General features: G+C 59.7%; 24 protein-coding genes. 19 read left to right on the forward strand and 5 right to left on the reverse strand.

What is annotated here, in order from left to right:
- Positions 1-3: 3 nt before the first annotated feature.
- The 4 genes from ACZ9BX_RS14850 to ACZ9BX_RS14865 form a co-directional block, all read right to left on the reverse strand.
- Positions 4-1,641 (reverse strand): ABC transporter ATP-binding protein, encoded by a 1,638-nt coding sequence (locus ACZ9BX_RS14850; RefSeq protein ID WP_476218688.1) that lies wholly within the window; start codon positions 1,639-1,641, stop codon positions 4-6.
- A complete protein-coding gene (locus ACZ9BX_RS14855; RefSeq protein ID WP_476218689.1) occupies positions 1,638-2,786 on the reverse strand; it encodes an ABC transporter permease in 1,149 nt (382 codons plus the stop codon). Before ACZ9BX_RS14855 ends, ACZ9BX_RS14850 begins: the two co-directional genes overlap by 4 nt.
- Positions 2,786-3,871 carry a microcin C ABC transporter permease YejB gene (locus ACZ9BX_RS14860; RefSeq protein ID WP_476218690.1) on the reverse strand — a complete coding sequence of 362 codons (1,086 nt, stop codon included), beginning with the start codon at positions 3,869-3,871 and terminating at the stop codon, positions 2,786-2,788. The genes ACZ9BX_RS14855 and ACZ9BX_RS14860 overlap by 1 nt, the downstream gene beginning before the upstream one ends.
- Before the next feature lie 161 nt (positions 3,872-4,032).
- Positions 4,033-5,871, reverse strand: coding sequence for an extracellular solute-binding protein (locus ACZ9BX_RS14865; RefSeq protein ID WP_476218691.1), 1,839 nt, complete (start codon positions 5,869-5,871; stop codon positions 4,033-4,035).
- Positions 5,872-6,113: 242 nt separating this feature from the next.
- On the opposite strand from ACZ9BX_RS14865, the gene mepA reads away from it, so the two are divergent.
- The 6 genes from mepA to ACZ9BX_RS14895 all read left to right on the forward strand — a co-directional run bounded on the left by mepA (position 6,114) and on the right by ACZ9BX_RS14895 (position 12,059).
- The gene (gene mepA / locus ACZ9BX_RS14870) at positions 6,114-7,172 is read left to right on the forward strand and encodes a penicillin-insensitive murein endopeptidase (protein ID WP_476218692.1); all 1,059 of its coding nucleotides are present in this window, start codon (positions 6,114-6,116) and stop codon (positions 7,170-7,172) included.
- Positions 7,173-7,257: 85 nt separating this feature from the next.
- Positions 7,258-7,638: a methylglyoxal synthase gene (locus tag ACZ9BX_RS14875; RefSeq protein WP_027510503.1), complete on the forward strand. Its 381-nt coding sequence runs from the start codon at positions 7,258-7,260 to the stop codon at positions 7,636-7,638.
- A 20-nt stretch (positions 7,639-7,658) separates the two neighbouring features.
- Positions 7,659-8,675, forward strand: a complete 1,017-nt coding sequence (locus ACZ9BX_RS14880; RefSeq protein WP_476220024.1) for a glucokinase — start codon at positions 7,659-7,661, stop codon at positions 8,673-8,675.
- A gap of 95 nt (positions 8,676-8,770) precedes the next feature.
- Positions 8,771-10,558 (forward strand): ABC transporter ATP-binding protein, encoded by a 1,788-nt coding sequence (locus tag ACZ9BX_RS14885; protein ID WP_476218693.1) that lies wholly within the window; start codon positions 8,771-8,773, stop codon positions 10,556-10,558.
- A gap of 18 nt (positions 10,559-10,576) precedes the next feature.
- A complete protein-coding gene (gene dapB, locus ACZ9BX_RS14890; protein WP_476218694.1) occupies positions 10,577-11,401 on the forward strand; it encodes a 4-hydroxy-tetrahydrodipicolinate reductase in 825 nt (274 codons plus the stop codon).
- Between the two features lie 22 nt (positions 11,402-11,423).
- Positions 11,424-12,059 (forward strand): 2,3-bisphosphoglycerate-dependent phosphoglycerate mutase, encoded by a 636-nt coding sequence (locus ACZ9BX_RS14895; protein WP_132560887.1) that lies wholly within the window; start codon positions 11,424-11,426, stop codon positions 12,057-12,059.
- A 46-nt stretch (positions 12,060-12,105) separates the two neighbouring features.
- On the opposite strand, the gene phnF is transcribed toward ACZ9BX_RS14895, so the two are convergent.
- Positions 12,106-12,837, reverse strand: coding sequence for a phosphonate metabolism transcriptional regulator PhnF (gene phnF, locus ACZ9BX_RS14900; protein WP_476218695.1), 732 nt, complete (start codon positions 12,835-12,837; stop codon positions 12,106-12,108).
- 97 nt (positions 12,838-12,934) lie between these two features.
- Here phnF and phnG point away from each other — a divergent pair, with 97 nt between their 5' ends.
- The 13 genes from phnG (at position 12,935) to ACZ9BX_RS14965 (ending at position 23,665) form a co-directional block, all read left to right on the forward strand.
- The gene (gene phnG / locus ACZ9BX_RS14905) at positions 12,935-13,402 is read left to right on the forward strand and encodes a phosphonate C-P lyase system protein PhnG (protein ID WP_476218696.1); all 468 of its coding nucleotides are present in this window, start codon (positions 12,935-12,937) and stop codon (positions 13,400-13,402) included.
- Positions 13,402-14,010 carry a phosphonate C-P lyase system protein PhnH gene (phnH, locus tag ACZ9BX_RS14910; protein ID WP_476218697.1) on the forward strand — a complete coding sequence of 203 codons (609 nt, stop codon included), beginning with the start codon at positions 13,402-13,404 and terminating at the stop codon, positions 14,008-14,010. Before phnG ends, phnH begins: the two co-directional genes overlap by 1 nt.
- Positions 14,011-14,013: 3 nt before the next feature.
- A complete protein-coding gene (locus tag ACZ9BX_RS14915) occupies positions 14,014-15,120 on the forward strand; it encodes a carbon-phosphorus lyase complex subunit (RefSeq protein ID WP_476218698.1) in 1,107 nt (368 codons plus the stop codon).
- Positions 15,117-15,323 carry a hypothetical protein gene (locus ACZ9BX_RS14920; protein ID WP_476218699.1) on the forward strand — a complete coding sequence of 69 codons (207 nt, stop codon included), beginning with the start codon at positions 15,117-15,119 and terminating at the stop codon, positions 15,321-15,323. Before ACZ9BX_RS14915 ends, ACZ9BX_RS14920 begins: the two co-directional genes overlap by 4 nt.
- Positions 15,320-16,198, forward strand: a complete 879-nt coding sequence (locus ACZ9BX_RS14925; RefSeq protein WP_476218700.1) for an alpha-D-ribose 1-methylphosphonate 5-phosphate C-P-lyase PhnJ — start codon at positions 15,320-15,322, stop codon at positions 16,196-16,198. The genes ACZ9BX_RS14920 and ACZ9BX_RS14925 overlap by 4 nt, the downstream gene beginning before the upstream one ends.
- Positions 16,195-16,971, forward strand: a complete 777-nt coding sequence (gene phnK, locus ACZ9BX_RS14930) for a phosphonate C-P lyase system protein PhnK (protein WP_476218701.1) — start codon at positions 16,195-16,197, stop codon at positions 16,969-16,971. Before ACZ9BX_RS14925 ends, phnK begins: the two co-directional genes overlap by 4 nt.
- A 12-nt stretch (positions 16,972-16,983) precedes the next feature.
- The gene (gene phnL / locus ACZ9BX_RS14935; protein WP_476218702.1) at positions 16,984-17,694 is read left to right on the forward strand and encodes a phosphonate C-P lyase system protein PhnL; all 711 of its coding nucleotides are present in this window, start codon (positions 16,984-16,986) and stop codon (positions 17,692-17,694) included.
- A complete protein-coding gene (locus tag ACZ9BX_RS14940; RefSeq protein WP_476218703.1) occupies positions 17,691-18,308 on the forward strand; it encodes a DapH/DapD/GlmU-related protein in 618 nt (205 codons plus the stop codon). The genes phnL and ACZ9BX_RS14940 overlap by 4 nt, the downstream gene beginning before the upstream one ends.
- A 115-nt stretch (positions 18,309-18,423) precedes the next feature.
- Positions 18,424-19,269 (forward strand): phosphonate ABC transporter ATP-binding protein, encoded by an 846-nt coding sequence (gene phnC, locus ACZ9BX_RS14945; protein WP_037142168.1) that lies wholly within the window; start codon positions 18,424-18,426, stop codon positions 19,267-19,269.
- A gap of 90 nt (positions 19,270-19,359) precedes the next feature.
- Positions 19,360-20,268, forward strand: a complete 909-nt coding sequence (phnD, locus tag ACZ9BX_RS14950; RefSeq protein WP_476218704.1) for a phosphonate ABC transporter substrate-binding protein — start codon at positions 19,360-19,362, stop codon at positions 20,266-20,268.
- Between the two features lie 90 nt (positions 20,269-20,358).
- Complete coding sequence (phnE, locus tag ACZ9BX_RS14955; protein ID WP_476218705.1) at positions 20,359-21,321, forward strand: phosphonate ABC transporter, permease protein PhnE; 963 nt, start codon at positions 20,359-20,361, stop codon at positions 21,319-21,321.
- 10 nt (positions 21,322-21,331) lie between these two features.
- Complete coding sequence (gene phnE / locus ACZ9BX_RS14960; protein WP_476218706.1) at positions 21,332-22,840, forward strand: phosphonate ABC transporter, permease protein PhnE; 1,509 nt, start codon at positions 21,332-21,334, stop codon at positions 22,838-22,840.
- A 129-nt stretch (positions 22,841-22,969) separates the two neighbouring features.
- Positions 22,970-23,665: a DUF1045 domain-containing protein gene (locus ACZ9BX_RS14965; protein ID WP_476218707.1), complete on the forward strand. Its 696-nt coding sequence runs from the start codon at positions 22,970-22,972 to the stop codon at positions 23,663-23,665.
- Positions 23,666-23,674: the final 9 nt, after the last annotated feature.

Genomic DNA, 23,674 nt, shown 5'->3' on the forward strand with positions numbered 1-23,674 from the left:
TCTTTACTGCTGCACGGCAGGCGTCGGCACTGCCTCGATATTGAAAGCGGCGGCCATCAGCGCCTTGGTGTAGTCGTGTTTCGGCGCGCGGAAGATCTGCCCCGACGGCCCTTGCTCAACCACCTTGCCGAAACGCATGACGATGACATCGTTGGCGAGCGCTTTGACGACCTTCAGGTCGTGGCTGATGAAGAGGTAGGCTAGATCGTGCTTCTTCTGCAGGTCGCGCAACAGATCGACGACCTGTGCCTGGACGCTCATGTCGAGCGCCGATGTCGGCTCGTCGAGCATGACGAAGCGCGGCTTCAGCACCATGGCGCGGGCAATCGCGATGCGCTGACGCTGGCCGCCGGAGAATTCGTGCGGGTAACGCCAGCGGGTCAGCGGGTCGAGGCCGACCTCCTCCAACGCCCAGCACACGCGCTGGTCGCGCTCCTCATGCGACAGCGAGCGCTCATGGACTTTCAGCCCTTCTGCGATGATATCGCCGACCGACATGCGCGGGCTGAGAGAGCCGTAAGGATCCTGGAACACGACCTGAAGCTGGTTGCGCAGCGGCCGCATTTCGGTGAACGAATAGTCCGCTATGTCCCTCCCGACGAAACTGATGCGTCCCTTGGAGGAAATCAGGCGGGTGAGCGCTAGGCCAAGTGTCGTCTTGCCCGAGCCGGATTCACCGACGACACCAAGCGTCTGGCCGGCACGCAGCGAAAGATCAATGCCGTCGACGGCCTTCACATGATCCACGACCCTGCGCATCAGCCCTGCCTTGATGGGGAACCAGACGCGGATATCCGAACCTTCCATCACCACCGGCTTGGATGGATCGGCGAGAGGCGGCTCGCCACGCGGCTCCGCGGCAAGAAGATGACGCGTGTAATCATGCTTCGGATTGCTGAAAACCTCTTCGACGGCTCCCGTCTCGACAATCTTGCCCTTCGTCATGACGCAGACACGATCAGCGAATTTGCGGACGATGCCGAGATCATGGGTGATGAAGAGCAGCGACATGCCATGCTCGCCTTTCAGCTTGCGCAGCAGATCCAATATCTGTGCCTGGACGGTGACATCGAGCGCCGTCGTCGGCTCGTCGGCAATCAGCAGCTCGGGCCGGTTGGCAAGCGCCATCGCGATCATAACGCGCTGGCGTTGGCCGCCGGAGAGTTCGTGCGGATAGGCTTTCAGCCGCTTTTCCGGCTCGCGGATGCCGACCTGGTTCAGGAGTTCCAGCACCCGCGTGCGGGCCGCTTGGCCGGTCACGCCCTGATGCAGATCGAGGATTTCGGCGATCTGCTTTTCGATGGTGTGGAGCGGGTTGAGCGAGGTCATCGGCTCCTGGAAGATCATCGTGATATCGTTGCCACGCACGTCGCGAAGCGCCTTCTCCGATGCCTTGAGCAAATCCTTGCCCTTGAAGAAGATTTCGCCGCTCGGGTGGCTTGCTGCCGGATAAGGCAGCAACCGCAGGATGGAGTTTGCGGAGACCGACTTGCCCGACCCGGATTCGCCGACCAGCGCAACAACCTCGCCCTTTTTTATCTCGAAGGAGATGCGATCGACAGCCAGCGATGTTTCGCCGCTTTGGTGGAAGGCGACGGAAAGATCGCGGACGGAGAGAAGAGGTTCAGGGATCTGGCTCATGCGAAGGTCTTTCTCGGGTCAAACGCGTCGCGCACGGCCTCGCCAATGAAGATCAGCAGGGAAAGCATGATCGACATAGTGAAGAAGGCTGCCAGCCCTAACCATGGCGCCTGAAGATTGGCCTTGCCCTGCGCGATCATCTCGCCGAGCGACGGTGAGCCGGGCGGCATGCCGAAACCCAGGAAGTCGAGCGAGGTCAGCGTCGTGATCGAGCCGGACAGGATGAAGGGCAGGAACGTCAGCGTCGCCACCATCGCGTTCGGGAGCATATGGCGCCACATGATCGTCCGGTTGTTGACGCCGAGCGCGCGGGCGGCGCGGACATATTCGAAGTTGCGGGCGCGCAGGAACTCCGCGCGGACCACGCCGACGAATCCGACCCAGGAGAAGAGCAGCATGATGCCGAGCAACACGAAAAAGCCCGGCGGCAGGATCGCGGCGATAATCAGCAGAATATAAAGTACCGGCATCGATGACCAGATTTCGATCAAGCGCTGCAGAAGCAGATCGGTCCAGCCGCCAAAATAGCCCTGCACGGCGCCAGCGGTCACGCCGACAATTGCCGAGCAAATGGTCAGTACCAGGCCGAAGAGCACGGATATACGGAAACCGTAGATGATGCGCGCCAGAACGTCGCGTGCCTGATCGTCGGTGCCGAGCCAATTGAGATTGCCGTAGTTGCAATTGGGATCGTTGACGCCCTGCGGATAGCCTGCGCAGCGCTCCTCCTTGCTCATCAACCAGAACGGCGGCGTCGGCGCGGAATGCGGGATGTTGGAATTCACCGATCGGTAGGAATAATGGATCGGCGGCCAGATCATCCAGCCATTGGCTTTGATCTCATCGGCGATGACATCCGAGCGGTAGTCCGTTTCCGCGAGAAAGCCGCCGAACTTCTCCTCCGGATAATCCACCAGTACCGGAAACAGGATCTCGCCCTTGTAGGATGCGATGATCGGCTTGTCGTTGGCAATGAACTCCGAAAACAGGGTCAGGACGAACAGCACCATGAACAGCCAGAAAGACCAGTAGCCGCGGCGGTTTGCCTTGAAATTCCGCCAGCGGCGGATGTTCGTCGGGGAAAGCAGGCCCTTGCGCGGCGGCTTGACCGGCGTAACGGGCGTCGGATTGGCAGCCGTATCCATCAGACATCCCTCCGCTCGAAATCGATGCGTGGGTCGATCCAGGTATAGATCAGGTCCGAGAGCAGGCTGACGAAAAGGCCTAGCAGCGAGAAGATATAAAGTGTTGCAAAGACGATCGGGTAATCGCGATTGACGACCGAGAGATAGCCGAGGCGACCGAGACCATCGAGCGAGAAGATATTTTCGATCAGCAGCGAGCCGGTGAAAAAGGCGGAAATAAAGGCGCCCGGAAAACTGGCGATGATGACCAGCATGGCATTACGGAAGACATGACCGTAAAGCACCTGCCGCTCGTTCAACCCCTTGGCGCGCGCCGTCGTCACATATTGCTTCTTAATCTCCTCGATGAAGGAATTCTTCGTCAACAGCGTCGTCGTCGCGAAGGCGGAAAGCGAAAGCGAGATCAACGGCAGCGTCAGGTGCCAAAAATAATCGAGCGGTTTTTGCCACCAGGCGAGCTGGTCGAAATTATCCGACACCAGGCCGCGGAGCGGGAACCAGTCGTAAAATGAGCCGCCGGCGAAAAGCACGATCAGCAGGATACCGAACAGAAAGCTCGGCACGGCGTAACCGACGATAATGGCGCCGGATGTCCACACGTCAAAAGTCGAGCCATCCTTCACAGCCTTGCGGATGCCGAGCGGAATGGAGATGGCGTATGAGAAAATCATGATCCAGATGCCGAGCGAAACCGAAACCGGCAGCTTTTCCTTGATGAGATCGAGCACCGACGTATTGCGGAAGAAGCTCTCGCCGAAATCGAAACGGATGTAATTCCACATCATTTCCAGAAAGCGCGTCAGCGGCGGCTTGTCGAAGCCGAATTGCTTTTCGAGTTTGGCGATCAGTTCCGGATCGAGGCCCTGGGCACCACGGTATCTGGAACCGCTGTCATCGAACTGCTGTCCGAGATCGCCGCCACCGGAAATCCTTTGGTCGGCATTATCGGCCTGACCGGTCAGCTGCGCGATGACCTGCTCGACAGGGCCGCCCGGCGCAAACTGGATGACGGTAAACGAAATTGCCATGATGCCGATAATCGTCGGTATCATCAGAAGCAGGCGTCGAAGAATGTAAGCTCCCATCAGCGCGCGGCCTTCCAGGTCTCGAAATTCACAAGGGTGCGCGTCGCATCAGGAGTCTTCAATCCGCCAGCCTTCCCGCCGGGCGCACCGGCTTTTCAGGGTTTTCCGAAGTGATTCGGGTGGTCCATTTGGACCCCAGCCGCAGTGCCAATGCAAGCCCGCTATTTCGCCTCCTTCGACCACCAAACGTCCGGGAAGCCGAGGGCGTAAGTCGGCAGCTCGGCGGGCCGCGTGATCGTGTTCCAATGGGCAATCATATAGGCGTCACGATAGAAGAGCGGGATGACATAGTGGTTGGCAAGCAGCACACGGTCCATGGCTTTGATCGCCGCCACCTGTTCGTCGCGGTTCGGCGCAAAGATGATCATTCGAACAAGCGCGTCGACTGCTGGATTGGCAATACCGGCATAATTGCGGGAGCCTTGTTGGTTAACCGAGCCTGATCCCCAGTAGTCGGCTTGCTCGTTGCCAGGATTCATCGTCTCGGCCCAGACGTTCCAGATCATGTCGTAGTCGAAACTACGCACCCGATTGGTATATTGCGAGGCATCGACGGTCCGCACCCGCGCGTCCACGCCGATCTTTTTGAGATTGTTGACATAAGGCACGACCCAGCGCTCCAGCATCGGGCTGGACAGCAGGATCTCGAAACTCATAGGCTGACTGGTTTTGGCATTGACCATGCGATTGCCCTTGAGGACCCAGCCAGCCTCCTTGAATAAGGCGATTGCTTTGCGCAGGTTGTCGCGGCTCTTCTGTGGATCGCCGGTAACCGGATTGCTGTAGGGTGTCGTGAAGATTTCCGGCGGCACCTTGTCCTTCAAGCCTTGGAGAATCTCCAGTTCCCGGCCCTGCGGCAGGCCGGAAGAGGCCAGTTCCGTATTCCAGAAATAGCTGTCGATGCGCTTGTAGCTGTTGAAAGCGACCGTGCGGTTCAGCCCCTCGAAATCGAACCCGTAATTTAAAGCCTCGCGTACCTTCTCGTCCTTGAAGAGGTCACGCCGCATGTTGGGCACCAGAGCCTGCAGGATGCCGGTAGCACGCAGCGGGTTGGCGACTTCCTCCTTCTTGACGCGTCCTTCCTTCACGGCCGGAAAGTCGTATCCGGTCGCCCAGCGGTTTGCTTGCGTTTCCTGCCAGAAATCGATGTTGCCGGAGCGGAAAGCCTCGAATTCAACGTCACGGTCGCCGAAATAGGTATATGTGACCGAACGAAAGTTGTTCTGGCCGACATTCACATTGAGGTTCTCCCCCCAATAATCGTCTCGCAGATCATAGCGGATGGTCGAGCCTGCGGAAAAGGCAGCGATCTTGTATGGTCCCGACCCCATCACCGGCTCAAGCGTTGTCTTCGAAATATCCCGGGGCTTGCCGTCCGGGCCGGTGCCCTCCCACCAATGTTTGGGGACTACAACGAGCTGGCCGAGAATATTAGGCAATTCCTTGTTGTGTTTTTCATCGAAGGTGAATTTTACGTCGCGATCACCGACCTTCTCTGCCTTGACGACATGCTGATAATAATTGGCCTGAAGCGGATTATGTTCTTTTGTCTTGTCGAAGCTGAAGATGACGTCCTCAGGCGTCACCGGTCGCCCATCCGCCCACTTCGCCTCCGGGCGAAGCCGGAATGTCGCGTTCGACACGTCGTCGGGATAAGAAACGCCCTCCGCCAGAAGGCCATATGAGGCAAGCACCTCGTCGTCGGCGGATTTCAGCAGGGTTTCGAAGGTCAACGTCAGCCCGGTCGCAACCTCACCCTTCGCGAGCAGCGGATTGAAGGTGTCAAAGGTGCCAGATGTCGAAAGCCGCAGATTCCCGCCCTTCGGCGCGTCCGGGTTAACGTAGTCAAAATGCTTGAAGCCGGGCTGGTATTTGAGCTCGCCTATGGTCGACGTGCCGATCCTGAAGTTCTGCTCCTGCGCCGAGGCTCCCGGAGGCGAGAAGATCAAGGCAACCAGAGCAACAGCGAACATACTTCTTTTCGACCATGCAACCGCCATTCACGAAACCTCATATTATTTTAGCTTTCTTCAAGAATACGGGAAATACAGGCAAAAAACAGGAGAGTGTGACGTTTTCGGCCATCTCGCAACATTTTGATCGTGTGCGAGCCGCCAGGACATGGCTTCCTCCGGCCGCTACTGCACAAACGTCATCCCTGCTGCCAGAACATCGATTCACCAAAATTGCTTTTCACGGTAGACTCGATGCAAATCACTCTGGCAGACATTCAGGATACCGCATGACATTCCGCCTCGCTCCGTCTTTCCAGACAATCGGCAGACTCGCGTTGGCGGGTATTATTGGTGCAAGCCTGATTGCGGGCGACGCGAAAGCGCAGCAGAAGCAGCCGAGCCCCGGCAGCGCCAAGGCACTCTTCGGTTCGGCTTCCCTACCGGCGAAGGGACCGGCTCGACCGATCGGTTTCTATTCGAAAGGGTGCATGCTGGGCGGCGTTGCCTTGCCCGTGGATGGTCCGACTTGGCAGGCGATGCGCCTTTCGCGCAATCGCCGCTGGGGCAATCCGGCCATGATTGCGCTGCTTGAGCAATTGTCCCGCGATGCAAGGCAGCAGATCGGCTGGCCGGGGCTGCTCGTCGGCGATATATCGCAACCTCGGGGCGGACCGATGTTCAATGGCCACACCTCGCATCAGGTCGGCCTTGATGCCGACATATGGCTGATGCCGATGCCCACACGCCGGATGACGGCAGAGGAGCGCGAAGACCTTCCCTTCACCACGATGCTGCAGAAGGAGAAGTTCCTGACGATTAATCCCAGGGTCTGGACGCAATCCCACGCCGAATTGCTGATGCTTGCGGCAAGCTACTCTCAGGTGGAACGCATTTTCGTCAATCCTGCAATCAAGAAAAAGATGTGCGATACCTGGAGGGGCGACCGCACGAACCTCGGCAAGCTGCGCCCGATATACGGCCACGACTCGCATTTTCACATCCGGATGAAATGCCCGCCAGGCGCTGCGGACTGCAAGCCGCAGGCGCCAATCACGGACGGCGATGGCTGCGGAAAGTCGCTGGCCTGGTGGTTCACCAAGGAGCCGTGGGCGCCGCCGAAGCCCGATGCCCGGCCGCCTAAACCCCCGCGCGAAATCATGGTAGCCGATCTTCCGAAGGTATGCGCCGCCGTTCTGGATGCACCGGCCGCCGCATCGATGACGGCATCGACTGATGGCGGCTCGACCGCAACTGCCCTGACCGCGGCACCAGCAACACCTGCGGCGGCCGGAGACCTGCTTCCTGCCGTCGGCCCGGTTCCCACCGACAAGCCCCTGGTGCAATGATAGTGGAAATGCTTGTTTTTCTAATCGTGGGCTTGGTATAGAAGCGGCCAAATCGATTGAATCTATGGGATGGAGGTTCTTTTTCATGGCCGGCGGCAAATGCCTTGCATTGATTGCGCATGACCAGAAGAAGAACGAGATGGCGGAATTCGCCCGCCGCAACAGGAACCAGCTGTCCAAATGGAAGATCGTGGCGACCGGAACAACCGGCGGCCGCGTCCTCGATGCGGTCCCCGATCTCGATGTCACCCGTCTGAAAAGCGGGCCGCTCGGCGGCGACCAGCAGATCGGCGCATTGATTTCAACCGGTGAAGTCGGCGCACTCATCTTTTTTGTCGATCCATTGACGCCGATGCCGCATGATGTCGACGTGAAGGCATTGATGCGGCTTGCGATCGTTTACGATATTCCAATGGCGCTAAACGAAGCGACTGCCGAAAAACTCATCCCGACTCTGAACGCCTAGACACGGAACCGGCTATGTCCATGCCCAACACCAGCGATGCCCTGCCTTTTCCGATCCTGATCGGCGATATCGGCGGAACGAATGCGCGCTTCTCCATTCTTGCGGACGCTTCGGCCGAGGCCGTCAATTTCGCGAACGTTCGCACAGCCGATTTCGAAACCATCGACGAAGCGATCCTAAAGGGCGTCTTTGCAAAGACGGAGATGCGCCCGCGCGCGGCTATTCTCGCCGTTGCCGGCCCGATCAATGGCGATGAAATTCCGCTGACCAATTGCGACTGGGTCGTCCGTCCTCATACGATGATCGAAGGTCTCGGCATCGAGGACGTGATTGTCGTCAATGACTTCGAGGCACAGGCACTGGCGATTTCCGCGCTCGGTGACGGCGAGCGCGAGTGCATTGGTGCTGCATCCGGAGAGATCGTCGCTTCCCGCGTCGTGCTCGGACCCGGAACCGGCCTCGGCGTTGGCGGGCTCGTCCGAGCGCAAGGTTCATGGATTCCCGTGCCGGGCGAAGGCGGCCATGTCGATCTCGGACCACGCAGCAAGCGAGACCTGGAGATCTTCCCATATATAGAGACGATCGAGGGCCGTGTTTCGGCGGAGCAGATCCTTTGCGGACGCGGCATTGTCAATCTCTACCGCGCGATCTGCAAGGCGGATGGCATCGAGCCCAAATATCGCGATCCGGCCGACATCACTTCTCACGCGCTTGCCGGAACCGATACGACTGCCGTGGAGACCATCTTCCTTTTTTCAACCTACCTCGGCCGTGTCGCAGGCGATATGGCGATGATCTTCATGGCCAAAGGCGGCGTCTATCTTTCCGGCGGCATCTCGCAGAAGATATTGCCGGCATTGAGGCAGCCGGAGTTCCGAGCCGCTTTCGAGGACAAGGCGCCGCACTCTCACTGGCTGAAGGCGATTCCGACCTATGTCGTGACCCACCCGCTGGCGGCTCTTGCAGGCCTTTCGTTCTACGCCCGCCGGCCGGCAAGTTTCGGTGTCTCGACCAAGGGCCGCCGCTGGCGCGGTTAATGCCAGTCTAGCCAAAGGCGCGCCAACTCTTTATAGAGCCGCCCCAAGCGCGCGGCTGATGCCGTGCGCGTTATCCGAGACAGGAAGCACAATTTTTGGATTCGTCCGCGAGCAAAAAGAGCACCGTCAGCAGCGATACCGTCACCGGCATCTTGAAGCGCATTATCGCAGAAAACGGCCGTGATCATATCGGTGGATATGCTTTTGCGATCAGCTGTCTGATCGTTGTGGCCCTTTCGACGGCGTTCACTGCGTGGATCATGAAGGTGATCATTGACGAGGCCTTTGCCAATCGCCGTGCGGATATGGTGTGGATCATTTGTCTTTCGATCTTCATCGCATTCGTGCTGCGCGGTTTTGCGAGCTACGGCCAGGCGGTGGCGCTGTCCAGGATCGGAAACAACATCGTGGCACGCTATCAGCGGCGCCTTTATGCTCATCTCATGACCCTGTCCGTCGGCTTCTACAACCAAGCCCGTTCGGCGCATATTGCGGCGCAAGTCAGCCAGAATGTCGGCGGCATCCGCGATGTCATGAACCTGACGATCACATCGACTGCGCGTGACCTGCTCACCTTCATCGCATTGATCGGCGTGATGGTTTTTCAGGATCCGTTGCTAAGCCTTGCAGTCTTCATTCTAGCTCCGCCGCTCCTCTATGGCTTGCGATATCTGTCCAAGCGCCTACGTCAGGCGACCAAGGAGGCGATTTATCTGAACAGCCATGTTCTGGGTGCGATGCAGGAGACGATCCAGGGGATCGCCATCGTTAAAGCCTTCACCATGGAAGGCGAACTGGAGCGCAAGCTCAACAAGCTCGTCGCTGCGGCAGAAGGCCGCGCAAACCGCATCGCCCGCCTGTCTGAGCGGAATGCGCCGATGACGGAAACCTTCGCCGGTTTTGCCGTTGCGAGCATCCTTGCCTATGCCGCCTACCGGTCGATCTATCACAACGTGCCGCCGGGGGCGTTCTTTTCCTTCGTAACAGCACTGTTGCTCGCTTACGACCCTGCCCGCCGCCTTGCAAGACTGCAGGTCCAGCTGGAGCGAGCCGTCGTCAACGCCCGCATGATCTACGAATTGCTCGACATGGAGCCGCGTCAGCGTGATCTTCCGGATGCGAAACCGCTAAATGTCACAGATGCCCGCATCGAATTCCGCGATGTATCGTTCGCTTACGGTACAGATCCGATCCTCAACGCCGTAAAGTTTGTTGCAGAAGGCGGCAAGACGACGGCGCTTGTGGGTCCATCCGGCGCCGGAAAGTCGACGGTCATCAATCTCATTCCGCGCTTCTTCGATCCGAAGAGCGGAGAGATTTTCATCGATGGCCAGGACATTGCGCACGTCACCAAACAGTCGCTTCGCCAGCAACTCGCCTATGTGTCGCAGCAGCCGTATCTATTCGAAGGCACGATTCGCGAAAACATCCGCTATGGGCGCCCGGAAGCGACGGATGCCGAAGTGGAAGAGGCCGCCCGGCTTGCCTACGCCCACGAATTCATTCTCGCGCAACCCAACAGCTACGATACGCCTGTCGGTGAAAATGGCGTGACGCTTTCCGGCGGCCAGCGCCAGCGTCTGTCAATCGCCCGGGCGCTCGTCCGCAAAGCGCCGATCCTGCTTCTCGACGAGGCTACATCGGCACTCGATACGGAATCCGAAGCGGCCGTACAAAAAGCGCTCGATGAAGCGATGACCGGTCGCACCGTCGTCGTCATCGCCCACCGGCTCTCGACGGTCGTGCGCGCCGACAAGATCGTCGTGATGCAGCAGGGCCGTGTCGTCGAGGAAGGCAATCACGAGACGCTTGCGAAGCTCAACGACGGACTTTACGCTCGCCTCAACAATCTTCAGCGGCCTGCCGCCTCGGATTCTCTTTGATACGGATTGTGAGCTGACATGAGCGACGCTGCGATGAAGCTGGTGGTGGTTGGGGCAGCGGGCCGCATGGGACAGACGCTGATCCGACTTATTCATTCCATGGAGGATGTCACGCTGCATGCGGCCGTCGCCCGGCCCGGCTCGCCGTTCGTCGGCAAGGATGCAGGCGAAATCGCAGGCCTTGGACCAAATGGCGTCACCATTGGGGACGACCCCCTCGCGGCCTTTCTTCACGCCGATGGCGTCCTGGATTTTACAACGCCCGGGACGACAAACGAGTTTGCCGCACTCGCCGCTCAGGCGCGCATCGTCCATGTCATCGGCACCACTGGGTGTTCGGATGCGGATAATGCCAAGATTGCGGCAGCATCGCGTCATGCGCGTATCGTAAAGTCCGGCAATATGAGCCTTGGCGTGAACCTTCTCAGCGTTTTCGTAGAGCAGGCCGCACGAGCGCTCGATGCTGCCGATTGGGATATCGAAATCCTCGAAATGCACCACAAACGCAAGGTTGATGCGCCGTCGGGCACCGCTCTGCTTCTGGGAGAAGCTGCTGCCAAAGGCCGCAACATCGACCTGTCATCGCAATCCGTCCGCGTCCGCGACGGCCATACTGGGGCGCGCGAAACGGGTACAATCGGCTTTGCGACGCTGCGCGGCGGTTCGGTGATCGGCGAGCACTCCGTGCTCTTCGCCGGCGAAGGCGAGATCGTGTCGATGTCGCACAGCGCCGCCGATCGCTCGATCTTCGCGCGTGGCGCCATCAAAGCGGCGCTTTGGGCCCGCGACAAGAAGCCCGGCTTTTATTCCATGCTCGACGTGCTCGGGCTCTCCTCACATTGATCTCATTACGGAGGCATATTTCATGAGCGGCACCCTCGTCCTCGTTCGCCACGGCCAGAGCGAATGGAACCTGAAAAATCTCTTCACCGGCTGGAAGGATCCGGATCTCACGGAACTCGGCATCGAAGAAGCCAAGACGGGCGGTCAGGCGCTTGCCGACTACGGTATAAAATTCGATGTCGCCTTTACGTCTGCGCTCGTACGCGCGCAACACACGCTGACGCTCATTCTCGACAAAATCGGCCAGCCGGACCTCAAGACGATCCAAGATCAGGCTCTGAACGAGCGCGATTACGGCGACCTCTCGGGCCTCAACAAGGACGATGCCCGCGCCAAATGGGGCGAGGAGCAGGTTCACATTTGGCGGCGTTCCTACGACGTCCCGCCTCCTAGTGGTGAAAGCCTGCGCGACACCGGCGCGCGCGTCTGGCCTTACTATCTCACCGAGATTCTGCCGCGCGTGCTGCGCGGTGAAAAAGTGCTCGTCGCTGCCCATGGTAACTCGCTGCGTTCGCTGGTCATGGTGCTTGACCGCCTGACCAAGGAGCAAATCCTGGCGCTCAACCTGGCAACCGGCGTCCCGATGGTCTACAAGCTCAATGTCGACTCCACCGTCGCTTCCAAGGAAGTGCTCGGCGATATGTCCGGCGCGCATTAAGCCTACGGCATCTCCGCTCAGAAGCCGGGCTCGCTGCCCGGCTTTTTCAATTCTCTATCGTGAACTGCACCCTATCCGCTGCAAAGCGGCTGATCGAGTATTGCACCGGCACGCCCTCAATATCCGTATTCATTGCCTTGGTGATGAGCAGGATGGCACCCGGCGTCAATTCCAGGGTCGTGATGTCGCGTGAATCAGCATGAGCGGCCGTGATCTCTGTCGTTGCGCGGACGTAATCCGGCAAGCCAAGTTCGGCGAAGGCCTTGGTGATCGATTCCGTCTTGCGATAAGCTTCGTCGATGCCGGCAAACCGGTCCGCCGGAAACCATGTCGTCGCGCAAGACACCGGCCGTTTGTCGGCCATACGCAATGTCTCGAGGCGGATCACGGCAGCCCCGGGTCTAAGTCTCAGCCAGCGTGCAACTTCCGCATCGGCTCTCTCCTCGGTATGGTCGAGCAATAGCCCGCGCATCTCGCGCGCCTGGGCACCGATACCGGCGGTGAAGCGCGTGCGACGGGTGATCGGAAAATTCAGCCGTTCCTTCCGCTCGATCAGGGTACCGCGGCCCTGCACCGCGCGCACGATGCCTTCCTGAGCCAGGGCGGCAAGCGCGCTTCTGACCGTATGACGATTAACGCCGAATTGCAGCGCCAGAACCGTTTCCGGCGGCACCATGCCGGTCTCGTCGTAGGCCCCGGTATTGATTGCGTCGCGAATACGGTCCGAGATTTGGCGCCAGAGCGCCACGCCCGTCTGTCGTTGCACTTGTTCTGCCATCTGACCCCTTGATGTCACACGCTTGTCACGTCGGCGATTTAAGCGTAATCATATCTTGTATAGTTGTCTATATCAATAGACATTTAAGGATGCGGTGATGACCTTAGCGGAGAACAATGCGGCGGCGAACGGCGAGCGCAAGCGCGCTGCCGGCCTGCTCGCGCGGGCTGAACGACACGAGCTTGTCGAGGCTTTTGAAGCTCTCGCAGAAAAGCCGGTGGTTCAGCCTGTGCGCGGGCCGGAAACCGGCCTCGTGATGGTGCGTGGCCGCATCGGCGGCGGCGGCGCGCCCTTCAATCTCGGCGAAGTCACTGTCACGCGCGCAACGATACGGCTTGGTTCGGGCGCCGTTGGTCATGCGCAGGCGCTCGGCACCGACCGCGAAAAGGCACGGCTTGCCGCGATTTTCGACGCGCTCTGGCAGGACGACGCGACGAAGGGCTTCATCGAGGAGAGACTGCTTTTGCCGATCGCGGCGCGAATTGCTGAGACCGATCGCCGCAAGGCAGACGAAACGGCGGCGACGCGGGTCGATTTCTTCACCATGGTGCGCGGAGACGACTGATGAGCCTCAAGATCGAAGCCCTGACCGGTGGCTTTCCCGAACCGGTCTTCCAGTCCCAAAGCGTCTTCAAGTCTATGATGGATAGTATGGCGCGGCCCGGCACAATCCAGACCATTGCACCCGAAGTCGCGCCACCTGCGCCGCTTGGTACAGCCGCAGGCGCGATTGCGCTGACGCTGTGCGATCACGATACGCCGGTCTGGCTGTCTTCCGGGCTCGCGAAATCCGCGATGCCCGATTGGCTCGGCTTTCACACCAGCGCGCCCGTGGTGCCGGAAAGGGCTGAAGCCCGCTTTGCCTTTATTGAGCACGGCGTGACGCTTTCCTCGTTAGGACTCTTTGCCTTAGGTACACAGGAATATCCCGATCGCTCGACGACGCTGATCATCGAACTTGCAGGACTCGAAGGTGGCCGCCGGCTGGCGCTAACTGGCCCCGGCATTCAGAGCGTGACCGAGATTGCGCCTGTCGGCCTGCCGGAGACCTTCCTGCGGCTCTGGACGGAAAACCGCGCCCTCTTTCCACGCGGCATCGACCTCGTGCTGACGGCAGGCAGCCGTTTCCTCTGCCTGCCGCGAACCACCAAGATCATCGCAACGGAGATGTGAGCCATGTATGTTGCCGTCAAAGGAGGCGAGGCCGCCATTGAGAATGCCCACCGCCTGCTTGCCGATCGCCGCCGCGGCGACCGGTCGCTCCCTGCGATCGGTATAAACCAGATCGTCGCGCAGCTCGCCCTTGCCGTCGACCGCATCATGGCCGAGGCCTCGCTCTACGACCGCACGCTCGCCGCACTTGCCGTCCGCCAGTCGCGTGGCGACATGATCGAGGCGATTTTCCTGCTGCGTGCCTATCGCACGACGCTGCCACGCTTCGGATACTCGAAACCGCTCGATACCGCGACGATGAAGATCGAGCGCCGCGTTTCCGCGACCTACAAGGATCTGCCTGGGGGCCAGCTTCTCGGCCCCACCTTCGACTACACGCACCGACTGCTCGATCCTTCGCTGCTTTCCGACGAGGCCGTTGAAGAGCCATCGCAACGTCCTGCCGAAACCGGCCGCGTCATGCGCGTGTCGGAAATCCTTGGCCAGGAGGGGCTGATTGAGGCCGACGGCGATATGCCGGAGGATCACGAAATCGGCGACCTTACCCGCGAACCGATGGAATTTCCGATGAGCCGCGACCTTCGCCTGCAGGCGCTTGCGCGCGGGGACGAGGGCTTCCTTCTGGCGCTCGGCTATTCCACGCAGCGAGGCTATGGCCGCAACCATCCCTTCACGGGGGAAATCCGTATCGGTGACGTCGAGGTGGAATTCGACGTTCCGGAACTCGGTTTTGCCGTATCGCTCGGGACAATCCAGGTGACCGAATGTCAGATGGTCAACCAGTTCAAGGGCTCAGCCAAAGCGCCGCCGCAGTTCACGCGCGGTTACGGCCTCGTCTTCGGCCAGAGCGAACGGAAAGCGATGTCGATGTCGCTGGTCGATCGGGCGCTGCGCGCCGAGGAGTTCGGGGAAGACATAACAGCACCGGCACAGGACGAGGAATTTGTCATTTCTCATTCCGACAATGTCCAGGCGACTGGCTTCGTCGAGCATCTGAAATTGCCGCATTACGTGGATTTCCAGGCCGAACTGGACCTTGTCCGGCGCATGCGCCGCGACTTCGAGACTGCTCGAAACGGCGGCAGGGACTTGCAGGAGGCGGCAGAATGATGCGCGCCGCCAAAAGGCTTTCAGTCGCCGCCATCCCCGCTATCGCCGTCGTCCAAGTCGAAGCTGCTGCCCTTTCCGGAACCGAAGATCTGGCGGTGGAGAAACGCAAGCGCAATGGCCGCCAAGAGCACGGCAGTCGAGAGCATTTCAGCGTCGAATTCCAAGCCGTTCCCTCCCTTTTGCTTGAAGGTAACCGCAAATGACGGAGCTAGCCACCTACAACTTCGCGTATCTCGACGAGCAGACGAAGCGGATGATTCGCCGCGCGATCCTGAAGGCGATTGCGATTCCCGGGTACCAGGTGCCTTTCGCCTCCCGCGAAATGCCCATGCCCTACGGCTGGGGCACGGGCGGGGTGCAGGTAACGGCCTCGATCATCGGGCCGGACGATGTACTGAAGGTCATAGACCAGGGTGCCGACGACACCACGAATGCAGTGTCCATCCGTGCTTTCTTCCAGAGGGTTGCAAACGTCGCGGTGACCACCCACACCAAAGATGCGACGATCATCCAGACACGCCACCGGATTCCGGAAGAAAAGCTCGGAGCCAACCAGGTGCTCGTCTACCAGGTTCCGATCCCGGAGCCGCTCCGCTTCCTCGAGCCACGCGAAACCGAAACGCGCAAGATGCATGCGCTGGAAGAATACGGCCTGATGCATGTGAAGCTTTACGAGGACATCGCGCACAACGGCCGCATCTCCAAGACCTACGCCTATCCGGTGAAGGTCGCCGGCCGCTACGTCATGGACCCGTCGCCGACGCCGAAATTCGACAATCCGAAAATGCATATGTCCGACGCGCTACAGCTCTTCGGCGCTGGCCGCGAGAAACGCATCTATGCGGTTCCGCCCTATACCGAGGTCGTCAGCCTCGATTTCGAAGACTATCCGTTCGAGATTCAGCGCTTCGGCAAACCCTGCGCATTTTGTGGCGCGCAGGAGGTCTATCTCGACGAGGTAATTCTCGACGACAAGGGCGGACGCATGTTCGTCTGCTCCGATACCGACCATTGCGAAGACCGCCGCGAGCAGGGACATGCCGGCGAGATGCTTGCGCCGAAGGAGGCTGCGGAATGAGCGACACACCTCTTCTCAAAGTCAACGACGTTTCGAAATTCTACGGCAATCGTGTCGGCTGCCGCAATGTCTCCTTCGAGCTCTGGCCGGGCGAGGTACTGGCCGTCGTCGGCGAGTCCGGTTCCGGAAAGACGACGCTACTTAACTGTATCTCGACGCGCTTGATGCCGACGACAGGCAGCGTCGAATATCACATGCGCGATGGAAACTATCGCGATCTCTACCGCATGAGCGAGGCGGAGCGCCGCTTCCTGATGCGCACTGATTGGGGGTTCGTGCACCAGAATCCGGCCGACGGCTTGCGCATGACGGTGTCGGCCGGCGCCAATGTCGGCGAACGGCTGATGGCGATCGGCGACCGGCACTATGGCAAAATCCGCTCGACCGCCATCGACTGGCTGGAGCGTGTTGAAATCGACGCCGGCCGCATCGATGATCAGCCTCGCGCTTTCTCGGGCGGCATGCGCCAGCGTCTGCAGATCGCCCGCAATCTCGTCACCAGCCCGCGGCTCGTCTTCATGGATGAGCCAACCGGCGGTCTCGACGTCTCGGTTCAGGCGCGCCTCCTCGATCTGGTTCGCGGGCTCGTCAACGATCTCGGCCTCTCGGCCATCATCGTCACCCACGATCTCGCCGTCGCGCGCCTGCTCTCGCATCGTATGATGGTGATGAAGGACGGCTATGTCATCGAACATGGCCTCACCGACCGGGTGCTCGACGACCCGCGCGAGCCCTACACGCAATTGCTCGTCTCATCGATCCTGCAGGTCTGAAAGGCAACAACCATGGCAACGCCCCTCGTCGTTTCCGAAGTTTCGAAGTGCTTCACCATGCATTTGCGCGATAACATCAAACTTCCGGTCGTCTCTGATGTCGCCTTCTCCGTTGCCGCCGGCGAATGCGTCGTCCTCGGTGGTCCTTCGGGCATCGGCAAGAGTTCGCTGCTCAAGATGATTTATGGCAACTATGCCGTAGATACCGGACAGATCCTCGTCAGCCACATGGGCCGTGTCGTCGATCTCGCCGCTGCGGACCCGCGCACTGTCATCGATGTCCGCCGCCATACTCTCGGCTATGTCAGTCAGTTCCTTCGTACCGTTCCGCGTGTTGCCGCGATCGATGTCGTTGCCGAACCGCTGCTTGCCCGCGGAGAGACCGCTGCCACCGCACGCGAAAAAGCGGCGGCCCTGCTTGAAAGGCTGAACCTTCCCCAAGCGCTATGGCGGCTGCCGCCTGCGACTTTCTCGGGTGGCGAGCAGCAGCGTGTCAACATCGCTCGCGGTTTCATCACCGAGCATACGGTCCTGCTGCTCGATGAGCCGACCGCTTCTCTCGACGCAAAAAATCGCGCCGTCGTCGTCTGCATGATCGCAGAGAAGAAAGAGGCGGGCGTAGCCCTTCTCGGCATATTCCATGACGAGGAAGTACGAGAGGCGGTGGCCGACCGCATCCTCGACGTCCAGCAGTTTTCGCCGCGAAAGGCGCTTGCCGCATGAGCCGGAAGCTGGGCGACACGCCCTATATTCATGAGACCGCCTTTGTCAGCGATGCCACGCTTGGCCGTTATACGGAGATATCCGAACGCTGCCGGATCAGCGAAGTCGAATTCGGCGATTATTCCTACATCATGCAGGATGGCTCTATCTGGTGCGCGACGATCGGCAAGTTCGTGAATATTGCCGCCGCCGTCCGTATCAACGCGACCAACCATCCGACATGGCGCGCGACGTTGCATCACTTCACCTATCGCGCCGCAGACTATTGGCCGGATGCGAATATGGAGACGGATTTCTTCGAATGGCGACGCTCCAACCGCGTCGCCATCGGCCATGACGTCTGGATCGGCCATGGGGCAACCATCTTGCCCGGCGTCACCGTCGGCAACGGCGCGGTGATCGGCGCAGGTGCCGTCGTCTCAAAGGACGTCGCGCCCTACACGATCGTCGGCGGCGTTCCCGCAAAGCTTATCCGCGAGCGTTTCCCCAGGGAAATCGGCGAGCGGATGGACAGACTTGCGTGGTGGGATTGGGAGCATTCGAAGCTGCGTTCAGCACTCGAGGATTTCCGGGCGCTTTCGGCGGAAGATTTCCTTAGCCGGCATAATAGCTAAAGCCCTGTTCATAAGGCCGATTGTCACAGCACTTACACAAAACTGACATTGGGGGTTCATCGAGCCCGACTAATGCACTCCTGACGCAGGCCCTTAGAATGCGAGGTAGAGCATGATGTTCGAACTGAAGGATGTCACCCGCCGTTTTGGTGCAAAGCTGGCCGTGGATTCCGTCACGCTCGACATGCCGCAGGGCCAGATGGTCGGCATCATCGGGCGCTCGGGTGCCGGGAAATCCACGCTGCTTCGCATGATCAACCGGCTGCAGGAGCCGACTTCCGGATCCATTCGTTTCGGCGGCGTCGAAGTCTCCGCCCTTCGCGGCGAGGCCTTGCGCAACTGGCAGCGCGATTGCGCGATGATCTTCCAGCAGTTCAATCTCGTCCCGCGCCTCGACGTTCTGACCAATGTCATGCTCGGCCGCCTCAATCACCGCCCGACCATGCTGAGCCTCCTCAACATCTTTAGCCGCGACGAGCGCATTCATGCGATTGCGGCCCTGGAACGCCTCGGCATCGAGCAGACGGCGCTGCAGACCGCCGGCACGCTTTCCGGCGGCCAGCAGCAGCGGGTGGCGATCGCGCGCGCCCTTATGCAGAACCCGAAGATGGTGCTCGCCGACGAGCCGATCGCCTCGCTCGATCCGCTGAACGCCAAGATCGTCATGGACGCGCTGCGCGACATCAACGAGCGCGAGGGCATCACCGTCATCACCAACCTGCATACGCTCGATACGGCACGCAATTATTGCGAGCGCATCGTCGGCATGGCCGCTGGTCGCGTCGTTTTCGACGGCAAGCCTTCAGAGCTGACAGCGGCTGCGGTCAAGGAAATCTACGGCACCGACAAGGATGGCGCCGGCATCGACGAGACCATGACGTCCACCTCGATCAAAATTCCCGCGCCAGCCGCGGTTCAAGCATCCGCCGGCCTGCAACCGGTTGCCCTGGCAGGCCTCTGAGAGAGACGGCCGTGATCGATTGCCTGCCTCAAGAGCACACTTCTTCGTAACAGCAAGACCACCGGGGAACCGGTTAATCAGGAGAGACCCATGTTGAAGAAAGCACTCTTTGCCGCGACAGCGCTTCTGGCGCTTGCCGGCGCTGCCGCCGCCGAAGACCTCAAGGAATTCCGCGTCGGTATTCTCGGCGGTGAAAACGAAGCTGACCGCCTGCGCAACTACCAGTGCATGGTCGACAAGCTGCCATCCGTTCTCGGCGTGGAAAAGGTTTCACTGTTCCCGGCCGCCGATTATGACGGCGTCATCCAGGGCTTGCTCGGCGGCACGCTTGACTATGCCGAACTCGGTGCATCCGGCTATGCCAAGATCTATCTTGCAAACTCGAAGGCTGTGGAGCCGATCCTGACCACGGTTCAGACCGACGGCTCCATGGGCTACTACTCGATCATGGTTGCCCGCAAGGATTCGGGCATGACGAAGGTCACCGACATCAAGGGCAAGAAGCTCGGCTTCGCCGATCCGGACTCCACTTCCGGCTACCTCATCCCCACGGTCACCCTGCCGGAAGCCCTCGGCGGCAAGCCCGTCAAGGAACTCGTGGCTTCGACGGGCTTCGGCGGCGGCCATGAGAACCTCGTTCTCGAAGTGCTGAAGGGCACCTTTGATGCCGGCACGACCTTCGGCTCCGGCATCGGCGATTTCAAGGACGGCTACACCTCCGGCAATCTTCGCAAGATGGTCGACAAGGGAGTCCTCAACATGGACGATCTGGTCGAACTCTGGAAGTCTCCGCTGATCCCGAACGGCCCGGTCGTTGTCCGCACTTCCATGAACGACGATATGAAAGCCAAGTTCAAGAAGTTCATGATGGACCTGCCGACGAGCGACGCTGCATGCTTCTCGGCTATTCAGGGCGGTAACTTCAAGGGCTTCGCCGAAGTCAATGCGGACTTCTACAAGCCGATCATCGACGCCCGCAAGGCCACGATCGGCGGCTGATCGCCCACGATTACGACAGCGCCGCCGACGGGATTCCGCCGGCGGCGCTTTCATGTTGAGTCCACCTCGTGCGCGGAATGGGATAACGGGATGACGTCCACCACACTGCAGCCGTTTTTGAGCGAGACAGGGGCGCTCGTCGAACGCCATTGGCAGGAGCTCGCAGCTCGCCGCCGGCTTTATACCGTTTTCAGCCTCGCAATCCTGATCCTCGCTCTGAGCGGGTCCCTCTGGTTCGCCAACGAGACCAACTCGGGGAAATTCCTGGATCGGCTGCCGCACCTTTTCGATTTCGTCGGCGATCTCGTTCCGCGGGACGGCATGGAAATCTGGCGCGCCATGTTCGACCTCCCTTCGCCCTACTATGATGGCAGCCTCCAGTACGACTATCCGGACGGCCGGCACTACATCACCGGAAGTTTCTATATTCCGGAATATTTCTACAAGATGGCAGAGACGCTGAACATCGCGATCTTCTCTACTGTCATCGGCCTGTTTTTCGGCTTCATCCTGTCCTTCATCGCCGCGAAAAACATGACCCGCAATATCTGGATACGCGGCATGGCACGACGCTTCATGGAAATCCTCAGGGCTTTTCCCGAAGTCGTTCTCGCCGGCTTCTTCCTTGCAATCCTCTCTCTCGGCCCCCTTCCCGCTGTCATCGCGGTGTCGATCCACACGATCGGAGCACTTGGCAAGCTGTTTTTTGAGGTCATCGAAAATGCCGACATGAAGCCCGATGAGGGATTGAAGGCCGTGGGAGGCAACTGGATTGAGCGCGCATGGTTCGGCATGGTCCCGCAGGTGCTGCCGAACTTCATGAGTTATTTCCTGCTGCGCCTCGAAATCAATGTCCGAGCCTCCACCGTCATCGGTGCCGTCGGCGGCGGCGGCATCGGTGAGCAGTTGCGCCTGTCGATCAGCCGCGGACACGAGGCTAAGACCTTGGCGATTATCATATTGCTGCTGCTGACAGTCATCGCTGTCGACCAGTTCTCGGCCTGGCTGAGGCGCAAGCTGGTGGGCGACCATGCATTTCAGACCATTGCATAAGGACCGCGCCATGCCCTCCCTGAATGCCGCCGAAATGGAACGTATCGCCGCCGGGCATCCGGAAATCTTCAACCGCTCCGTCTGGCGGCGGTTTCAGGTTGCGCTCATCGTGGCCGCCCTCGTTCTCTACGTCCTTTATGCCTGGTGGTTTTTCGCAGTCGGAAAAGTATTCGGCGAGGCCAACTGGGGTATCGCCGGCAATTATCTGGCCGACTGGGTTTCTTACGAAATCCGTCCCGATATAGAGATCAATCCCGACGGCAGCATGCGGATCACGTATTCGCGCTTCGATCCCATCGGCCCCAATCCGAACCCTGATTGGTTGGAGGCGAAACGCGAAATCGTTAGCCGCATAATCGAAGCTCCGGCGACGGCACCCGCTACGACTGCGCCGTCCGCTCCATCCTCAAGCTTCAATTTCATGGCCGGCGCCTCGCAGCAGCAGGCCGCTCCCGCAGAGACGGCCAGAACCGACGTACGCACGGAGGAAGTCGTCACCGAAGCGCTGGTCCACATGGGCGCGTCACGAACAGCGGAGATCCGCCCGAAAGAGGTTGTCCTGACACGCAACGACGAACGCGTGACCCTGACATTGGATACAACCGCGGAACGGGTGACCGCCCAAGGCAACCTTCCGGAATGGGCGGAGCAGCGCTCTCCAGGGGGGCGCGTGATCGCATACTTCGGCCTTTCCGGTTGGGCGGAGATCTCCTCCGACCGCGTGAGGGTCCACAAGCGCTTCCTGGGCTGGGCGAACTTCGTGTTCGACACCAATTCAGCTTTCTTCGGCAAGTCTGCCGGTGAGGTGGCCTCTCTGATCCTGTCGAGCGAACACATCGATCCGCGGCAGAGCAATCTGTCGCTCGCCTGGAACGACTTCCTCTACAATCCGTCCTGGCAACATCTCGACGTGTGGACAAAACTGCTGCAGACGGTTGTCATGGCCTTTGTCGGCACGCTGTTTGCCATGCTCGTCGCCTTCCCACTGTCCTTCATCGCCGCCAGGAACATTTTCCGCAATCGGCCGGCCAATCAGCTGACAAAGCGATTCTTCGACTTTCTGCGCTCGGTGGATATGCTGATCTGGGCGCTGTTCTTTACCCGGGCGTTCGGACCTGGTCCTCTCGCCGGCATTTCAGCCATCTTCTTCACCGATACGGGAAGCCTCGGCAAACTTTACTCGGAAGCGCTCGAAAATATCGATGACAAGCAGCGCGAGGGCGTGAAATCGGTAGGCGCACATCCAGTTACGGTGCAGCGATATGGTGTGGTACCGCAGGTGATGCCGATTTTTGCTTCTCAGGCGCTCTATTTCTGGGAGTCCAATACCCGTTCCGCCACCGTTATTGGTGCCGTCGGCGCCGGGGGCATCGGTCTGAAACTCTGGGAGGCCATGCGCACCAATTCGGACTGGGAAAATGTCGCCTATATGGTCATCCTGATCCTGATCGTCGTCTTCTTGTTCGATGCCGCATCAAACGCACTCCGCCACCGGCTGATGGGCACGAAAGCGCATTAAAAGTTGATGGGGCGGCAGCCTCATCATCATTCTGTCATGGAAATCTTTTAGCCGGGAGCCTGCTTGCGGTCCGCGGCCAAATCACTGACATTGCGGCCCCTGCTTGAACATATTTTCAGGACAAGAACGTTGCGCTACGCCCTTTATTTCACGCCGCCAAAGGACGATCCTCTGACCGGCGCCGCCTCGATCTGGCTTGGGCGCGACGCATTTACGGGCGAAGCTTATCCGGCTCCCGAGGAAGATGGGATGCCTGCCGCAGAACAGTTCGAACTGACAGCCGATCCGCGCCGATACGGCTTTCATGCGACGATCAAGGCGCCCTTCGCTCTCGCCTCATCGGTCACCGAAAGGGACCTGATGGCAGTCGTCGAGGATTTCGCCGACCGCACGCCGGCATTCGATATCCCGGAGCTTGTCCTCGGGCAGATCGGCCGATTCTTTGCGCTGGTTCCTGGCTTTATGCATGCGCCGCTTCAGGATTTCGCGGCAGGCGTGGTAAAGTCCTTCGAGCCGTTTCGCGCAGCACTTTCCGAGGCCGATGTTACAAGGCGAAAGCCTGAACAACTGACGGAAAGCCAACGTTCCAACCTCATGCGCTGGGGCTATCCTTACGTGATGGAGGACTTCGGCTTTCACATGACCCTGACCGGCCAGGTGCCCGAAGAGCGCTCGGCACTGATGAAATCGATCCTGGAGAAGCGTTTTGCCGATTTCATCGGCCGGCCGCTTTCCATTTCCGGCCTCGCAGTCTTCATCGAAGAAGAGCGAGGCGCGCTGTTCAAGATTCATTCATGGCTGCCGCTTGCTGGCGCCAAACGCTGAGAGATCGAC

It is taken from the genome of Rhizobium sp. USDA 3886, assembly GCF_056279785.1.

Coding starts and splice junctions, on each gene's coding strand:
- phnG (WP_476218696.1), top strand. CDS start 12,935: ATGACCTTAGCGGAGAACAATGCGGCGGCGAACGGCGAGCGCAAGCGC.
- ACZ9BX_RS14925 (WP_476218700.1), top strand. CDS start 15,320: ATGACGGAGCTAGCCACCTACAACTTCGCGTATCTCGACGAGCAGACG.
- ACZ9BX_RS14860 (WP_476218690.1), bottom strand. CDS start 3,871: ATGGGAGCTTACATTCTTCGACGCCTGCTTCTGATGATACCGACGATT.
- phnD (WP_476218704.1), top strand. CDS start 19,360: ATGTTGAAGAAAGCACTCTTTGCCGCGACAGCGCTTCTGGCGCTTGCC.
- phnF (WP_476218695.1), bottom strand. CDS start 12,837: ATGGCAGAACAAGTGCAACGACAGACGGGCGTGGCGCTCTGGCGCCAA.
- ACZ9BX_RS14855 (WP_476218689.1), bottom strand. CDS start 2,786: ATGGATACGGCTGCCAATCCGACGCCCGTTACGCCGGTCAAGCCGCCG.
- ACZ9BX_RS14880 (WP_476220024.1), top strand. CDS start 7,659: ATGCCCAACACCAGCGATGCCCTGCCTTTTCCGATCCTGATCGGCGAT.
- ACZ9BX_RS14875 (WP_027510503.1), top strand. CDS start 7,258: ATGGCCGGCGGCAAATGCCTTGCATTGATTGCGCATGACCAGAAGAAG.
- dapB (WP_476218694.1), top strand. CDS start 10,577: ATGAGCGACGCTGCGATGAAGCTGGTGGTGGTTGGGGCAGCGGGCCGC.
- ACZ9BX_RS14865 (WP_476218691.1), bottom strand. CDS start 5,871: ATGGCGGTTGCATGGTCGAAAAGAAGTATGTTCGCTGTTGCTCTGGTT.
- phnE (WP_476218706.1), top strand. CDS start 21,332: ATGCCCTCCCTGAATGCCGCCGAAATGGAACGTATCGCCGCCGGGCAT.
- phnE (WP_476218705.1), top strand. CDS start 20,359: ATGACGTCCACCACACTGCAGCCGTTTTTGAGCGAGACAGGGGCGCTC.
- ACZ9BX_RS14895 (WP_132560887.1), top strand. CDS start 11,424: ATGAGCGGCACCCTCGTCCTCGTTCGCCACGGCCAGAGCGAATGGAAC.
- ACZ9BX_RS14920 (WP_476218699.1), top strand. CDS start 15,117: ATGATGCGCGCCGCCAAAAGGCTTTCAGTCGCCGCCATCCCCGCTATC.
- phnH (WP_476218697.1), top strand. CDS start 13,402: ATGAGCCTCAAGATCGAAGCCCTGACCGGTGGCTTTCCCGAACCGGTC.
- ACZ9BX_RS14915 (WP_476218698.1), top strand. CDS start 14,014: ATGTATGTTGCCGTCAAAGGAGGCGAGGCCGCCATTGAGAATGCCCAC.
- ACZ9BX_RS14850 (WP_476218688.1), bottom strand. CDS start 1,641: ATGAGCCAGATCCCTGAACCTCTTCTCTCCGTCCGCGATCTTTCCGTC.
- phnK (WP_476218701.1), top strand. CDS start 16,195: ATGAGCGACACACCTCTTCTCAAAGTCAACGACGTTTCGAAATTCTAC.
- phnL (WP_476218702.1), top strand. CDS start 16,984: ATGGCAACGCCCCTCGTCGTTTCCGAAGTTTCGAAGTGCTTCACCATG.
- phnC (WP_037142168.1), top strand. CDS start 18,424: ATGTTCGAACTGAAGGATGTCACCCGCCGTTTTGGTGCAAAGCTGGCC.
- ACZ9BX_RS14940 (WP_476218703.1), top strand. CDS start 17,691: ATGAGCCGGAAGCTGGGCGACACGCCCTATATTCATGAGACCGCCTTT.
- mepA (WP_476218692.1), top strand. CDS start 6,114: ATGACATTCCGCCTCGCTCCGTCTTTCCAGACAATCGGCAGACTCGCG.